The following is a 16,339-nucleotide window of genomic DNA, read 5'->3' on the forward strand; positions in this document are numbered from 1 at the left end:
GAATTAAACTTTGTATTTTCAATCTTAATATCTGTTGAATAATTACCTATCTTTCTTTTGATGACCTTCTTTTATTTATAACTAGTAACACTAACCCAAGCATCAATGATGCGATTGATGAATGCATAGTACCATTTGAAACTCCAGTATCTGGCAATTCTTCATCATCTTGTATACCGTCATTTGGATCTTCGGGTTGAGGACTTACTGGTTTTGGATTGTCTTCTTGTTTTTCGTTAACGACAATCACTTTCTCCGGAATATATACTCCATTGTATTCTGAAGCAATTATCACCTGGTACTCCATATCACTTGCAACATATCCTTCTGGAGCCATAGTCTCAATTAAGGTATATTCTCCTGGTTGAAGCTGTGAAAAGTATGTCAACCCATTGCTTGTTGTCTGTTCAGCAAGTGTGATTCCTTGAGAGTTACGTAATTCAAAAACCGCTTCACCAATTCGGTTGCCATCAGTATCTACTTTTTCAACCATAACACCACCTTGATAGTTAATGAAATCATCAAGCTGAATAAGTGGTGTTTCTTCACTAGAACTTACTGGAACAGTAAAATCAATTGTCATTGAATTAAGAATGTAGCCCTCAGCTGCAAGCTTCTCTTTGATACTGTACTTTCCAGGTGCTAATGAAGTAATCTGAACTAATCCATTTTCATCAGATATTGCTTCTGCAATCACTTCATCTTGTCCTTCTTGATAGAGTTCAAAAATCGCACCTGACAATGGTTTTCCATCAATAGCTCGTTTGATAAACGATACTGTTGCTTTAGTATTAATGAAATCATCAAGCACAATATGTGTATAGTCTGAATCTGTACCCTCTGGAATCACAAACTCGATCTTATTTGAATTTATTAGATAGCCTTCGTTTGCTTTTGTTTCTTTGAAGTAGTAGGTCCCTGGTGCTAGTTGACTAACTTTAACGAGTCCTACTGTGTCAGAGCTTACAGACAAGAGTGGTGTTTCTTGTCCTAAAAGATACAAGTCAAACTCAACTCCCAATAATCCTTCCCCAGTCTCTGATTTCTTCGTAAATTCAACCATTCCTCTATGATTCACGAAACTACCAAGATCAAGATAAACGTCATCTTGATCGCTCTCTTCAGGAATGACGAACTCTATCTTATTTGTATTTAAAATGTACTCAGGCAATGCTTTTGTTTCTTTAAAATAATACTTCCCTGGTCCAAGTTTATCTGCTTTAACAACTCCGTCTTCATCAGAGATGTAATTAGCTATCGCTTCAAGCTTACCCTCACGATAAAGCTCAAATTCGACTCCTGGCAAGACGATACCTTCATCATTAAGCTTTGTAAATTCTACTGTTCCCGTGTAATTAATAAAATCATCGAGTTCAACCACTAGCTTTTCGTTAGCTGAAGTCTCAGGAATAATGAACTCTATTAGTTTTGAATTAATGATATATCCTGATTTTGCTTTAGTTTCTTTAAAATAGTAATTACCGGGTGCTAGATTGTCTACACTAACACGACCATCACTATCCGACTGCACCACAGCAATAACTTTATCGTCATCTGCATTAACAAGCTCGAACTCAACATCAGATAATACCTCACCATCCTCACCAAGTTTCATAAATTCTACTGTGCCTGTATAATTTATGAAATCTATTAGTGTAACTTTAGTGTTATCTTCTTCTGCTGTTTCTTCAATAATAAAATCAATTGGATTTGAATTAAGAATGTAAGCATCAAGAGTTTCTTTCTCCTTGAAATAGTATGATCCCGGTGCTAAATTTTTTGCGCTTACGATACCCATTTCATTAGAGACATGTTCACTGAGGGCTGTTTTATTACCTTCTTCGAATAACTCAAACACTACTCCGGATAAGGCATAACCCTTCTCGTTAATTTTCTTAAATTCAACGATTCCACGATAATTAATATAATCATCAAGAGACACAATGACGCGCTCATGATTTGCTTTTTGAGGAATCGTAAAATCAATTTGTTTTGTATTTAGGATATACCCTTCTTTTGATTTAACTTCTTTAAAGTAATAGCTTCCTGGAGCAAGTTGATTTACGCGAACCATTCCTTGTTCATCAGATATAGCTTTCTCAATAGGAGTTTCATTACCTGATTGATACAACTCAAATTCAACATCAGACAATACTTCTCCAGTTTCAGCAACTTTCTTAAATTCAACTGAACCTTTGTAGTTTACAGCCTTCACTTCAACAACTGATGGCTCCCCTTTTGATTCACTACTAATTTCAAAATGATACGGTGATTCATTCACAATATACCCATCTACCGTTTCCTTCTCAACAAAATAGTATTCCCCTGGTGATAGTTGATTTTCTATTAATACTTCACCATTATTATCTGATACTAAATTTTCTAGAACCACATTGTCATTAACATCATAAAGATTAAAAGTAACTCCCGGTAAGACATCTCCTGTTTCACCAGTCTTTTTCAATCTTACACTTCCCTTATAATTCGTGTAACTAACAGTAACATCTTCTGCTTGTCCAATAGAATTTTCTGTGATTTCAAACTCTAAGCTTTCAAGGTTACGTACATACCCTTGTGGTGCCACAAGTTCTGTTAATCGATACACTCCCGACTTTAAGCCGCTTAGTACAAGTTGTCCGTCGTGTAATGAAATGCTTTGATGAATCAGGTCATAAGCTTCACCATTCTTCTTTTCAAGCTTAAATTCTGCACCATCAAGCAATTCACCCTTCACGTTTTGCTTGGTAATTGTTAGTGTATTCATTCTATTTTTTAACACAACAATATGATTAGGATCTGATGTTTCATCATTAATGGTAATTACTTTACCGTTAAATAACTCCTCATCGATAACATAACCTTCTAATGCTTTAGTTTCTTTTATTGTAAAATTTCCATACACCATTCCAACAAAGCTAATCTTTCCTTCAGCATCTGTTAAACGTGTCGCTACTTTACGATTTAATGGATTGTAAAGTTCAAACTCTACACCTTTAAGTGGATTCCCGTGTTCATCTGTTTTCTGAATCGTTAAAGATCCTTTAACACCAACTGCACCTCCACCTGCTTGGTTTACATCAATAACAATTGATGTAGTTCCTCCACCATCTTCATAGCTCAACTCTTTACCCTTTAAGCTAACACGGTTAGAGATCGTTTTATTGTCAGGAGTAGTACTAATTTGTGAGTCATACTCTAAAACATATGTTCTATCAATAGTATTTAAGAACTTTAGAACAAACACCTGTTTACCTTCTGCATCGGTATTAAATAACACTACATACTCTTTATCAACTTCTAGTGGATTACTATAGTCGATAGTATAAGTACCATTTTCATGAACGGTCACTGGATAGAGTTTAAATGTATTCTCCAACAAGATTTGGTTGGTAGAAGGATGATCGTGTAACTCTGCATCCTTGATTGTCGATTGCGATTCATTAATTGCAATTGACCAGTGAATAAGAGAGCCATTTTGCTTACCTGTCTTGCTTACATATTTCTCTCCATTAGTAACTGTTACTGATGCATCCAAGTTTCTTACATAATCACCATTTGTAAAAACAGCTCTATTTTGGTAATTCGCCTTAATTGCCTCACTTCGAACTGAAGTCTTAAATTCAATAGAATACTTTAGTTCATTCTTATTTGGTAGTGTAATTGTTAAAGTATTGTTATTGACTGGATCAGGATATTCAATATCAAAGAAACTCAAGTCTTCTGTAGTACTGTTTGGTACTAAGTTTCCGTTTGTATCGACAGTATATGTTTTTAATATGAGAGAACCATCGATATATTTCTGTCCAGCTTGAATTACATCAACTATCTTGGCATTCTTGAGCTCTTCAGAGTTATAGTTTACATCAACTTTCCATGTAATTTCTTTAGTTATCGCATTATAGCTACCTGATTTCTGACCGTTTTTAACTGTTTGTGAATTAACTCTTCGATCAGCTTGGCTCGTATGTTTATGCGTAATATTATCTTTATCTGTCCAATCAAGACTTACGTGATTTCTAAAAGTTGATCCATCACCACCAACTAAATGATTCACATCATAGTTTGTTTTAAAACTAATTTTTAATTGGCTAGATGTAGTTTCGTATTCACCTTTAAATATTAGCTGGAAGCCTTCCTCTACGTCATTCTCATAACGTTTAACGAGATCATAGTTCACAGGATCTACCAGTTGTTTCTTTGTTACATCATAAACTTCAAATGAAGCATCTACAAGACCCAGTCCTTTGTATAAGTAAGTATCTGTTAATGTATAATTTCGTATCTCATAGCGATTAATATTTACATCGATTTTCCAATCAATTAACTTGTTTTGATAGTCAATCGCTGGTGTTGTCTTATGTATCATTTGTGGCTTGGCAGTTCCTACGCTACCACTTGATGTACTTCCAGTAGTGATACTGTTTGAGTATTCCTTATTTTCAACAATAAGTTTTCCATCTTTGATTTTAGTTTTGTACGTTAATTTAAGTGCTTTGGATACAGGCTCTTCAAACTGAATATTCAGTTTATTCTTTGGATCATTTGAAAGAGTATACTTGTAATTTACAGGTTTACCGTTACTATCAGTGACTACAAAAGAACCTGCTACATATTCTAAATCTCCATCAAATATGTCTTCGAGCAGTGGATTTTGAATCGTCTTCTCACCATAGTTATAATTCACAGTCCATGTGAAGGATTGATCTGCAGCAATATATGTTGGCTTCTGCTTAGTAAGTAGTTTTCCATAACTTGCAATGACAGTTGAATCTGTAACAATAACGTCATTCTCTTTCGAACTCATTGTTGCATGGTTCTTAAACGTTACATCGCCACCAGCATTAGGCTTTACAGCCTCATCGATCTTCGTAATATATCGTATTGCATACGGTTGATTGATAGCATTGTTAAAGCTCACTGAAGACCCTTCGACTTTGTAAAGTGCTGTCGAGACTTTTTCCCCGTACGAGTGAAAACTCCCATCATGATTTAAATTAACTGGGTATACTTCTACCCCTTCAAGAGTTAAGCCATGTGGAAGAGTATCTTGAACTACAACATTAGACAGTGTTTCATATGCTTTGTTTATCTTTACTTCCCACGTAATCTTACTCGGATTTAGCTCTTTATCAAGCTTTCCGTTCTTCTCAATTGAAGTATCCTTTGAAATAGGTGTAACGTTGAACTTGAACTCATTGTCCTTACTAATAGGAAGTTCAATTACCTTTTCTCCAGGTCCTCCAATTATTTTCTCATTAAACTTAGCATCAAACTGAATGTATCCCTTAACATTCGAACTTTGACTGACTGCTTCGTTAAATGTAAAAGTAACGGCGCCAGATGTATCTATTTTAAATGTCCCATAATCACCTAAACTTCCGGACATTTCAGTATGTATTTTAAAGACTTCAGGTAGTTTAAATGAATAGTAATCTCCATCTTGAATTAAGAGTGAATCTTCATTCAATAATGACCAATCGAATCTCACAACTACTTTTGAGTTGATAGACGGATTTTCAACTATATTTCCTTCTGTATCTCTAAATACAATGTTGCTGTTCTCCAGAATGTTTAACTCTGGTTTCCCAACACGTGTACCAATATCTATTGGCCCATTTGCTAATAAAGTATTGTTTTTCGGTTCTGCAAGTACGTTAGTAATGCACAACAAAAAAGACAACGTCATTATTGCAACGGCCTTAAATTTATTTCTCACCTCAAAAACCCCCGATTTTCTATATGGCGAAAAGCTCACTTCAGTATGTATTTTATATAGTATCCACTGTCTAAAGCATAATACTCCTTTAAACGAGCTAATCCCACATAATCACTAATATATCATTAATCAATACCGTTTGGTACAAATATGTAATGAATAAGACAAAATTACTAACATATTTAACTCCACAAGTCTAAATTTGGGAGCTAGACTAATATAATATCCTAGACACGAAACGACCTACTAATAGAGTAATATAATAAAAAAGCACTTCCGATATTATTAAAAATCTACCTTGAAGTGCAAATTGTATTAAAACTATATCAAATGCTATTTTTCCTTTGATTTTTCCTCAACACAAGCTAGTCTTGTAAATTAACTTGGAACAATAATAGAACTACACATGCATACGATCTAAAATTTTCAATTCCAATCTGAGAAATAGCTATACCGCTATACAATAATTAATATTCAACGCATTAGTTTTCGTAAATGATTTTTGAGTCATCCTTGTCAGCAATTTTAATAGTTGATAGTTCTCTGAAGTCTTCGTAAATTATTATGTCTTGCGGATAATTGTCACCAAAGAATATAGAATCATAGAAATATAGAGTCAGAATTCCTTCTTTATAGTCATGTTCATAACGAGTAAACTTTTTGGAACTATTCATGGATCCACTAATTTCAATACTTACACTCTTATTACTTACTTCATTTACTTTACATGAAATAGAATTTGGGTTTATTATCTCTCCCTTACTAAGGGTAATGCCAGCGAAAATCACAAATATTGCAGCTAACACAACTATTCCACTTATCTTTTTTTTCATCGTGACAAATCATCCTTTCTATTTTATCTTTGTAAGTAAACTGAAGACGTTATTTTTTTCAAAAAATAATTACTCTAAAATTTGGCACCAGACTATTTAATGAATTGAGTTTAAGTTGTAGACAGCTTCAAAATTACATCATTTTCTTAAAAAAAGAGAATTAAGAGTTTTGTGAAATAGATAACTTGTTACATATATCATATCAGATCCCCTATATTGGACAATCCATTTTTTAAAAAAATATAACATTAGTTGGAATCTCAATTGGATATGATTTGGATGAGAACTCTTTCATACTACCAAGATTACGAACTCCACACATCTACATTAACATACACTTGACATAACAATTATATCTATATATATTGAAACTAGAGATATGTATGCGCTTACTGCTTCAACATTACGAATAAATATTACAGGAGAACAATTATGAAAAAATATAAAATCGAACACATCGTCATTGTAGCTTTACTATTTATCCTCTGTGTTGTTGTTTATAAAGATTACAAAGAGGACGAAAGTGCGAATAATTGGCCAGTATTCATAACTACTTCTGAAAAAATTCAGGTAAAACAAGGTAGTTTACCTTCGTTCGAGGAAATTATTAATTTCACGCAACCAATTAATGTTGATAAAGTTGTTTTAGGAAGTATTGACACAAGTGAACTAGGAGATTATAGAGGGGAAATTTATATGACTAAAGGAGATAGCACAGTTGTTGCGACATTTGACTATATTGTAATATCTTAATTCAGTGTATAAGGATCAAAAACATACTTTCAGTTCTTATTAGTTTTGACTTATCGAAGTACTGAAATACCTTACACTCAAAATTAGAATGCTCCATTTTGGTGCATTCTTTAATTGTTAAAGCTCTTACTCGATTAAGGTGAACACCTAATTCTATTCGTAATATCGCTTTCCAAATAAAAAACCCTCTGAGTTTTTCTCAAAGGGTTCGTTTAATTTAGAATTGGCTGGGCCACCTGGGATCGAACCAGGGAATGTCAGAGTCAAAGTCTGATGCCTTACCGCTTGGCTATGGCCCAATTTTTCAATTGCTTAATCATTATAACACAACACTATAACAATGCAAGATATTCTAGACATTTTTTTCATTTTTACCCCATTCCGTATCACCTATCCTTATATATAGGAGAATTAGTATACCCATCATTGTTTGGTGCTATATTTAATCACATGATTTTGATATAATATGTACGTTATTGGAAGAGGTATAAAAATGTCACTAAAAATAGAATTGGAAAAGATGGTAAAAGATGCATTTAAAGCATGTGGATACGAAGGAAATGTAGGTAATGTTACAGAGTCAAAAAGACCAGACCTATGTCAATTTCAGTCCAATGATTCTTTTGTAGTTGCAAAACAAGAGAAGAAAAATCCTAAAGAAATCGGTGAAGCAGTTGCTGCCGAACTCGATAAGGATTCAAGGGTAAAAGAAGCTGTATTTGCTGCACCTGGATTTATTAATATTACAATGAATGATGAATACTTAATTGATTCACTTTATAAGATGGTTAACGATGAAAACTTTGGAATTAAGCAAATTGGTTCTGGAGAAACATTGGTATTAGATTACGGTGGACCAAACGTCGCTAAGCCACTACATGTTGGACACCTTCGTACTGCTGTTATTGGTGAAGCAGTTAAACGTATAGGTCGTGCTTCTGGATACAATGTCATTGGTGATATTCACCTTGGTGACTGGGGTCTTCCTATTGGTTTAGTAATTTACGAATTAAAATTACGCAATCCTGAGTGGGCTTGTTTCCAAGAAGGCTTTGATGCAGATACTGATGAGACAATTACAGTAACTCCTGAGCTTCTTTACGAAGTATACCCTACTGCAAGTGCTAAGAGTAAAGAAGATGAAGATTATCTTGCTGCAGCTCGTGAGATTACTGCAAAACTTCAATCAGGACACAAAGGTTATTATGTACTTTGGGAAGTAATCCTCGAAGTATCAAAAGCTGATGTTAAGAAGGACTACGACAAGCTCGATGTTGAGTTTGATTATTGGTATGGAGAAAGCGATGCTGTTCCATATATTCCTGAACTCATGAAAACATTAAACGACAAAGGCTTAATTCGTGATAGCGATGGCGCTAAAGTTGTTGATGTATTAGAAGAAACTGATAAATCACCAATGCCACCTGTTATTGTTGAGAAATCTGATGGATCAAGTATTTACGCTACTACAGATCTTGCAACAATCATACAGAGACAAAAAGACTTCAATCCTGATAAGATCTGGTATGTCGTTGATAAACGTCAAGGATTACACTTTGAGCAAGTTTTCCGCGTTGCTAGAAAAGCAAATTTAGTTGGAGAAAACACAGAGTTTGAATTCCTAGGCTTTGGAACAATGAATGGACCTGATGGAAAACCATTCAAAACTCGTGATGGTGGTGTTATGAGTCTATCTTCATTATTAAACACCGTTCAAACTACAGCTAAATCAAAACTACTAGAGAACAATCCAAACGCAACAGATGAAGATGCTCTTCGTATTGGTGTTGCAGCTCTCAAATTTGGAGACTTAATTAACCACCCTTCATCAGACTATGCATTTGATGTTGATAAGTTTTTAGCATTTGAAGGAAAAACAGGAAGTTATATTCTATATAATAATGTACGTATCTTAGGTATCTTAGAAAGATTACAACAAGATCCTGAAATGATTGCTCCTCAAAAAACTATTGCTAGTGAAAACGAAAGAAACTTAATTCTTCTACTCTTAAGAAACCCTGAGCAATTCCAAATGGCAATGACGGAACACTCTCCAAGTTATGTAACTGAAAACACTTATAATATTGCAGCTGCATTCGCAAAATTCTATGCTGAGCACAATATTGTAAAAGAAGAAAATGTTGAACAACAAAATTCATGGTTAAACTTACTCAAAGTTACACATAAAACCTTGGAATTTAACCTTGATAAATTAGGTATCAAGACCGTAAAAGCAATGTAAATACACTTAACCACTCATTCCGAGTGGTTTTTCTAACTTTTCTAGAAACATCGTGATATAATAGTCAAAGTATAGGAGGAATTGATTTTATGGAATTATTTGAAGGTTTAAAAGCAAAAGTTTCTGGAAAAAACATCAAAGTTGTTTTCCCAGAAGGTTCTGACGCTCGTATCGTCGGAGCAGCTGTTCGCTTAGCATCAGATGGATTATGTCATCCAATCGTGTTAGGTAGCAGAGAAGAAATTACTCGCGTAGCAGACGAAAAAGGATTTATGGTAGATCGTTTAGAAATCATTGATCCAAAAGAGTATGCAGAGAAAGATGCAATGATTGATGCATTAGTAGAACGTCGTAATGGTAAATTAACACGTGAAGATGCAGCAAAATGGGTTGAAAATGTTAACTACTTTGGCACAATGTTGACATACATGGGATTAGCTGATGCGATGGTTAGTGGAGCTATCCACTCAACTGGTGATACAGTTCGTCCTGCATTACAAATTATCAAAACAAAACCAGGTGTTTCAAGAACTAGTGGAGCATTCATTATGTCAAAACGTAATGAAACATACTTATTCTCAGACTGCGCAATCAACATTAACCCAAATGCCCAAGAATTAGCAGAAATTGCTGTTGAATCAGCACGTACTGCAGAGTTATTCGGAATTGATCCAATTGTTGCACTCATGAGTTTCTCAACAAAAGGTTCAGCAAAAGATCCAATTGTTGATAAAGTTGTTGAAGCAACAAGAATTGCTCAAGAATTAGCTCCAGAATACCAAATTGATGGTGAATTACAATTCGATGCTGCATTTGCTCCAACAGTTGCTGCATTGAAAGCTCCAGAATCAAAAGTTGCTGGTCAAGCTAAGGTATTTGTCTTCCCTGAAATTCAATCAGGTAATATCGGATACAAAATTGCACAACGTCTTGGTGGATTCGAAGCAATCGGTCCTATTCTTCAAGGTTTAAATAAACCAATCTCCGATTTATCTCGTGGATGTGTTGAAGAAGATGTATACAAACTTGCAATTATTACAGCAGCACAAACATTAATCTAATAAATTAGGTGCATAAAATGCACCTTTTTTTTGTTTTCAGCGCCTTTTAATTGGCTTTTCTAAATATTATGTAATTTTGTCAAAATTATTCGTTTTTTGTGTTGACTATCACGGGTAGGACATGTTATATTATTAAGGCATTAAGGAACACATGGAGGTTTAGCTCAGTTGGGAGAGCATCTGCCTTACAAGCAGAGGGTCAGCGGTTCGAGCCCGTTAACCTCCACCATGTTGCCGACTTAGCTCAATTGGTAGAGCAACTGATTTGTAATCAGTAGGTTGGGGGTTCAAGTCCTCTAGTCGGCACCATTTAAAATTATGTGGGGAGATAGCGAAGTGGCTAAACGCGGGTGACTGTAAATCATCTCCTTAGGGTTCGGCAGTTCGAATCTGCCTCTCCCCACCATTCAAGTTTTGTCCCGTTAGCTCAGGTGGTAGAGCAACTGACTTTTAATCAGTGGGTCGTAGGTTCGAGTCCTACACGGGACACCATTCTTATTGCGGGTGTAGTTTAATGGTAAAACTCCAGCCTTCCAAGCTGGCTACGGGAGTTCGATTCTCCTCACCCGCTCCAATAGAAATAACACTCACCGAAAAGGTGAGTTTTTTTTATGTTATTTCGAATTTATTTTTTTGTGTTTAAGAAATTCGCTAGACCAACCACCACTACTGGCAGATAAACTGTAAGCAAGACTCTTGCTGCGAGCTTTACGCCTCCCGTAAGTGCAAAGACGAAACCCATTGGAAACGAGAGCATAAAAGCTGCTGATACTATTAAGAAGGTCCAAGCGATTATTTTATTATATATATCGAAAATTTGATCAGGGCTTAAAAAGTACATTAGTCCATATACAAGGTAGTAAACCCCAATTATTATGAATGCTGTTTTCTTCCTAATTACAAAATCAGATCCCATATAAACCAAAAAGGGGTTCAATATTAAGTTTGTAATAAATACAAGAGCGATGTTTCTATTCATATCACAACTCTCCTTACTATTATCCCCATCCTATCAAATTTACTTTACACTGTCATATGTTTAGCTCAGAAACTATAAATCATTACATGTTCATTTCCGTCATCAAATATAGGATAACGTATAAACCCACATTTTCTATAGAGATTATATGCAACATCGTCTTCTTTTATATAACAAAGCTCAATGCCATCATACTTATTATCATCTATCATAATAATTAGTTTCAGAAGGCTCAGCTCACCAATTCCCTTACCTTGATGATTTTTATCAATTAGAAATTGATCAATACTGCAATAGAACTTACTATCCATATGTATATCTTTAAGCATAAACATCCCAACAATTTCATCATTACATGTAATATACATTGCCCTAGCATTACTCTTGCGGAAAGCATAGGCCTTCGCCAGAATTTTTGTGGGGTTCGATACAAATGACTTTTGATTATCAAAAACTTCAAGTTTCGCATTTTTCCAGTTAGTTTCATTTGCTTCCACAAAATCAATATTCATGTCGTATCTCACTCCTTTATAACTTATTTTACTATATCACAATCGTTTAATCGTGTTCAATTGTACATGACGAAAGATATTTGCTACACTATCTAAAAGAAGATACAGGAGGGTATTATGAAAATATTTGATGCTACTAAAGTCATTTATGAGTTTAAATCTGGTCTCGATGTCATTGGCGAAGTTAATGTTGGTGAGTCTTTCACAGTTCACTGTAATGATTGTTTTTCTCAACAGGTTCGACATGAAAATGACATAATTTCTAATATCGATTTCTCGAGAGTTAACCCCGCAACCGGTCCTATTTATATTAACGGGGCTGAAGTTGGAGATGTTCTAAAAGTAGATATTCTTGATATCCGTCTTGCAGATCAAGGTTCAATTGTAGTATTACCTGGCGGGGGTCTACTAGGTGATCTGGTTAATAAACCAGCTACACGAATCGTGACAGTAAAAGAAGGTATGGTCGATTTTCTAGGTATTAAGCAAGCTATTGATCCCATGATTGGAGTCATTGGAGTATCACCAGGAGCTAAGCAAGACGGTGTTGTTACAGGCACTCCTGGCAACCATGGCGGCAATATGGATACAACTGATGTACGAATTGGTTCAAGTCTCTACTTCCCTGTAAGAGAGCAAGGTGCAATGCTAGCACTAGGTGACTGTCATGCAGTGATGGGCGATGGCGAAGTCTGTGTTGCTGGTCTAGAAATAGAAGCTGAGGTAGATTTAAAAGTATCACTTATTAAGAATAAACAGATTGAATGGCCTCTACTCGAAAACGATAAAGAGTTTATGGCGATTGTCTCTGGCGAAACATTAGATGATGCAATCTATGAAGCAAGTAAAGTGATGTGTGATCTTGTAGAACGTGGTTTAGGCATTACTTGGAATGATGCATACATGTTTAACTCAATGTTTGTAGATTATAAAATATCTCAGGCAGTAAATCCTATGAAAACTGTACGCGCAGTTGTAAGTACAGAATTATTAGATTTCACCAAGATTTAAAACACCAAGAAAACTTGGTGTTTTTATTCGTTCTTCCGTTGTTTATACACAAGTAAACATATCCCTGTTAACATAATCAAGCACGGTAGATTCGCTATTTTTCCTTGTCCTGTCGATGGCAACATTGGACTGGCTTGCATATTATAAAACTTAACGACATAAGTATTATCGTCAGTCTGATACGTTGTCTCAATTGTTATGGAGTCTTCAGATAATTCATAGCCAAAAGGAGCTTGTAGTTCTTTCAACGAGTACGATTCAAGAGCACTAACCTTCCATTCATGAATCCCGTTGTCATGCCTTTGGAACACTGGAATAATATCCCCTTTTGTATTGGAAAGCTCAAATCGAATGTGTTCATCTTCTATTTCTTCAAGACTGAAAGCATCGCACTTAATAACCCTTATTAATACCTCTAATCGTTTGTTACCTATCGCTTTATCAAGATGTATCTCAGGTTCATACATCCCTTGATATTCAAACTCAAACATTTCTACATCATCATTCAAAGCATAACCATACGGCGATTCAATTTCAACGAGCCCCCATTTTTTTGTGATATCAAGATTCAGAAAATCTAGTGTGCCATCATCGCCTGTTTCCCCAGCATACAATGGATTACTATCCTTTAGCAGCTGTGAATCGGAAAAGGAAGTTTCAGTGATGTCAAATAAACCAAATTTCACGCCCGCAATTGCTTGATTCGTAGACTCGTCAATCTTTAAGATATGAATAAAACCACGTGCTTTTTTATTCTCAAAAGTGAGTTCTTGTGTCTCTTCGTGTTTTTCAATCTTAAAGGTTTTGAGATTCTTTTCTTTGTCTATCGCATACGGCTCTTCTACCCATATCTCTTCAAGGCTATACTCACCATATTCTAAGGATTCAATGAATGCCTCACCATTATTAGTGCTTAATTCTTCTATGACTGAACCTTCACTATCGTAGAGTCTGAAAGAAGCTTCAACAGGATCTCCCGTTTCCGTATCAATCTTTTTGATGACAACACGTCCTTTGATTCTTTCATTCTCGACTTGTCCCAAATCAATTATGTCACCTGAAATTAAGTCTTTTTGAATATCACTACTCTCATCAATAGTAAAGCTCGAAGGTTCCATTTTTATATAGCATTCCGGTGCATTTACTTCAACAAGTTGATACTTTCCATAAGGAAGAGATTTCTCTGTAATAAATACACCCTCTGCATTTGTAAACCACGTATCAATGTTTTTAATTTGACCATTTTCATCGAGCTCATAGCTCACAGCATTTCCCTTCTCATCGATAATTTGAAATGTGACATCAGGTATAGGTTTCTTCGAATCAGCATCAACCTTTGTAACTTTTACCCTTGCTTCAATTGCTTCATTTACATGATGTATCTCAATGATTTCACGATTATTCCGAATAGAAAATGGCACCGGTTCTGAATCAATCCAATAACCTTTAGGCGCATTAACTTCTTCAAAGTAATAGTCACCATAGATCAATTGTTGACTTTCAACGATTCCATTCTCATCACTCATCAAGTTCTCTTGAAGGATATCACTATTCAATCCAACAATATTAAAAACAGCACCTTGTAAAGGATTCCCTTTTGAATCTTGTTTTAATATTTTTAGCTTTCCAGTAAGTAACTCATTACCTAATTGATAATAGTGTCGTGATATGAGTGATTCAGGATTCTTAGAGTCATAGGTTAAGCTTACCCTGTGTTCTTCGTCTGTAAGTACGTAGGCACTCGGAGCCTTTGTCTCTTTAAAATAGTACTCACCCAAAGGCAAGTTATCAAAGATTACCTTACCTTCTTGATCACTTACACCAGTGGCTACCCACTGATTTGCTTTGTAGATTGTTTTACTTCCTTCATTAATATCTTCTGCAGCATACAAATTAATACTTGCTCCACTGAGCGACTGATTGAGTGTCTCTTTAGAAGAGCTGTACTTCAAAATTTCTAAAGAAGCTCGTTGGTACTTGTTCTCGAAACCTATTGTACTCATTGATTCTAATTTACCGTCGATGGATGTTAAAGTGATTGTTTTTTCCGTCTTATCTAACACAAAAGGTTTGGGCACAAAAAGCTCACTTACTTTATATTTTCCTAAAGGTAATTTCGAGCTTAAAGCCTTACCTTTTGAATCGGTAGTGTATGTTCCAACAGCAACATTATCTTCATTCTTCACAAGAAATTTAGCTCCCTCAATGGGATAACCTTCAGGACTTCTTTTATCAATTTCAATTTGACCAGTAAAAACTCTAAAATTAACAGTGAACTTAATTTCTTCGTCAAGTTGACTTTGTAGAACCTTTTGACTTGTTCCATCACTAAATACATAACTTGGGCCTTCACTGTTACCTTGTTTCTTATTTAATTGTATAAAAGCATAATCACTGAGCACTCTTAAAGTATATTTTGTTTTTGATATATCTAGAACCTCCACTCCACTAGATCTAGTGTATAAGAACTCTTCTAATAACGGACTTTCAAAACTTATCACATCGCCCTTATTTACATACATTTGATCAACACACCAATTAGGAAGATTACCATGTTCATTTATTAGGCGCTTAATTTCATTTATTTCATAATCGGGATTCAGTGTCCCAGGTTCAAATTCCCATCCTAAGGCATCAAAAATAAGAAGCTGCGTTGCCCAGCGATACCCTTGCGTATCATGATCAGGATACTCATAACCATAATTGGATATTAACTTGATACGGTTTCTCTGTTGATTTGATAACTTAAAGGATAATCGACCATCCATCACTCTAACAGTATCGATATCACTTAAATCTTTTTTTAACGCATATTGAGTATGGGAGTTAATTACTGTAGGCTCAATACAATAAGCTACGTTTCCATCCACAAAAAGTTCGCTATAGCCTCCTGGGAAATCAAAAGCATAGGTAGGTGAAGGTCGATAATAATAGCTAACTGCTTGGGATAATCTCTTCCCTCCTGTAATCTGGTGAACGGAACGTTGAGATGAAGTAGGACTTGTAGATATTTTTTCTTTCGTTATTAATCCCGTCTCATTATCAATCACAAACATCTCGTCTTCATCCAAATATTGATCAATTTCACTCATTGGCGGGATACTATCGTAATACTCAGTCACTTCATCGGCATGTATTGTAGTAATCGTTGTAACTACTGTTGTAAATAAAACCAAAAACATAATTACTGTTCTTCGTATGATGTTTTCTATCTTCATTGCGTCTCCTTGAT

9 protein-coding genes and 6 tRNA genes are annotated in these 16,339 nt (G+C 35.2%); 9 read left to right on the forward strand and 6 right to left on the reverse strand.

All coding sequences use genetic code 11. The features are described from left to right. Positions 1 to 46 precede the first annotated feature (46 nt). Together G7059_RS09600 and G7059_RS09605 are read right to left on the reverse strand one after the other, a co-directional pair. Positions 47 to 5,716: a SpaA isopeptide-forming pilin-related protein gene (locus G7059_RS09600; RefSeq protein ID WP_166081883.1), complete on the reverse strand. Its 5,670-nt coding sequence runs from the start codon at positions 5,714 to 5,716 to the stop codon at positions 47 to 49. A 482-nt stretch (positions 5,717 to 6,198) separates the two neighbouring features. Further along, positions 6,199 to 6,549 carry a hypothetical protein gene (locus tag G7059_RS09605; RefSeq protein WP_166081884.1) on the reverse strand — a complete coding sequence of 117 codons (351 nt, stop codon included), beginning with the start codon at positions 6,547 to 6,549 and terminating at the stop codon, positions 6,199 to 6,201. A gap of 432 nt (positions 6,550 to 6,981) precedes the next feature. Here G7059_RS09605 and G7059_RS09610 point away from each other — a divergent pair, with 432 nt between their 5' ends. Next, complete coding sequence (locus G7059_RS09610; protein ID WP_166081885.1) at positions 6,982 to 7,302, forward strand: hypothetical protein; 321 nt, start codon at positions 6,982 to 6,984, stop codon at positions 7,300 to 7,302. 224 nt (positions 7,303 to 7,526) lie between these two features. Here G7059_RS09610 and G7059_RS09615 read toward each other — a convergent pair. Next, positions 7,527 to 7,601, reverse strand: a tRNA-Gln gene (locus G7059_RS09615). A 194-nt stretch (positions 7,602 to 7,795) separates the two neighbouring features. Between G7059_RS09615 and argS the strand changes: the two genes are divergently transcribed. The 7 genes from argS to G7059_RS09650 all read left to right on the forward strand — a co-directional run bounded on the left by argS (position 7,796) and on the right by G7059_RS09650 (position 11,179). Continuing rightward, on the forward strand, positions 7,796 to 9,544 hold the full coding sequence (gene argS, locus G7059_RS09620; RefSeq protein WP_166081886.1) for an arginine--tRNA ligase: 1,749 nt from the start codon (positions 7,796 to 7,798) through the stop codon (positions 9,542 to 9,544). Positions 9,545 to 9,633: 89 nt separating this feature from the next. Further along, positions 9,634 to 10,605, forward strand: a complete 972-nt coding sequence (gene pta / locus G7059_RS09625; protein WP_166081887.1) for a phosphate acetyltransferase — start codon at positions 9,634 to 9,636, stop codon at positions 10,603 to 10,605. A gap of 153 nt (positions 10,606 to 10,758) precedes the next feature. Beyond that, positions 10,759 to 10,834 (forward strand) — tRNA-Val (locus tag G7059_RS09630). A gap of 4 nt (positions 10,835 to 10,838) precedes the next feature. Continuing rightward, positions 10,839 to 10,914 (forward strand) — tRNA-Thr (locus G7059_RS09635). A gap of 13 nt (positions 10,915 to 10,927) precedes the next feature. Then, a tRNA-Tyr gene (locus tag G7059_RS09640) sits at positions 10,928 to 11,011 on the forward strand. Between the two features lie 10 nt (positions 11,012 to 11,021). Further along, positions 11,022 to 11,097: transfer RNA gene (locus tag G7059_RS09645), tRNA-Lys, on the forward strand. An 8-nt stretch (positions 11,098 to 11,105) separates the two neighbouring features. Next, a tRNA-Gly gene (locus G7059_RS09650) sits at positions 11,106 to 11,179 on the forward strand. Between the two features lie 51 nt (positions 11,180 to 11,230). On the opposite strand, the gene G7059_RS09655 is transcribed toward G7059_RS09650, so the two are convergent. Continuing rightward, the gene (locus G7059_RS09655) at positions 11,231 to 11,584 is read right to left on the reverse strand and encodes a hypothetical protein (protein WP_166081888.1); all 354 of its coding nucleotides are present in this window, start codon (positions 11,582 to 11,584) and stop codon (positions 11,231 to 11,233) included. A gap of 65 nt (positions 11,585 to 11,649) precedes the next feature. After that, positions 11,650 to 12,096: a GNAT family N-acetyltransferase gene (locus G7059_RS09660; RefSeq protein WP_166081889.1), complete on the reverse strand. Its 447-nt coding sequence runs from the start codon at positions 12,094 to 12,096 to the stop codon at positions 11,650 to 11,652. Between the two features lie 117 nt (positions 12,097 to 12,213). On the opposite strand from G7059_RS09660, the gene G7059_RS09665 reads away from it, so the two are divergent. Next, positions 12,214 to 13,107 (forward strand): acetamidase/formamidase family protein, encoded by an 894-nt coding sequence (locus G7059_RS09665; RefSeq protein ID WP_166081890.1) that lies wholly within the window; start codon positions 12,214 to 12,216, stop codon positions 13,105 to 13,107. Between the two features lie 23 nt (positions 13,108 to 13,130). Here G7059_RS09665 and G7059_RS09670 read toward each other — a convergent pair whose 3' ends face one another. Next, positions 13,131 to 16,325, reverse strand: a complete 3,195-nt coding sequence (locus G7059_RS09670) for a collagen binding domain-containing protein (protein ID WP_166081891.1) — start codon at positions 16,323 to 16,325, stop codon at positions 13,131 to 13,133. Positions 16,326 to 16,339: the final 14 nt, after the last annotated feature.

Origin of the sequence: Erysipelothrix sp. HDW6A (genome assembly GCF_011400295.1) — a bacterium.
In the GTDB taxonomy this organism is placed as follows: Bacteria; Bacillota_I; Bacilli_A; order Erysipelotrichales; family Erysipelotrichaceae; genus Erysipelothrix.

Bases quoted from the DNA above. Each gene is read 5' to 3' on its own strand.
- G7059_RS09605 (WP_166081884.1), bottom strand. From the start codon at position 6,549: ATGAAAAAAAAGATAAGTGGAATAGTTGTGTTAGCTGCAATATTTGTG.
- G7059_RS09610 (WP_166081885.1), top strand. From the start codon at position 6,982: ATGAAAAAATATAAAATCGAACACATCGTCATTGTAGCTTTACTATTT.
- pta (WP_166081887.1), top strand. From the start codon at position 9,634: ATGGAATTATTTGAAGGTTTAAAAGCAAAAGTTTCTGGAAAAAACATC.
- G7059_RS09670 (WP_166081891.1), bottom strand. From the start codon at position 16,325: ATGAAGATAGAAAACATCATACGAAGAACAGTAATTATGTTTTTGGTT.
- G7059_RS09660 (WP_166081889.1), bottom strand. From the start codon at position 12,096: ATGAATATTGATTTTGTGGAAGCAAATGAAACTAACTGGAAAAATGCG.
- argS (WP_166081886.1), top strand. From the start codon at position 7,796: ATGTCACTAAAAATAGAATTGGAAAAGATGGTAAAAGATGCATTTAAA.
- G7059_RS09665 (WP_166081890.1), top strand. From the start codon at position 12,214: ATGAAAATATTTGATGCTACTAAAGTCATTTATGAGTTTAAATCTGGT.
- G7059_RS09655 (WP_166081888.1), bottom strand. From the start codon at position 11,584: ATGAATAGAAACATCGCTCTTGTATTTATTACAAACTTAATATTGAAC.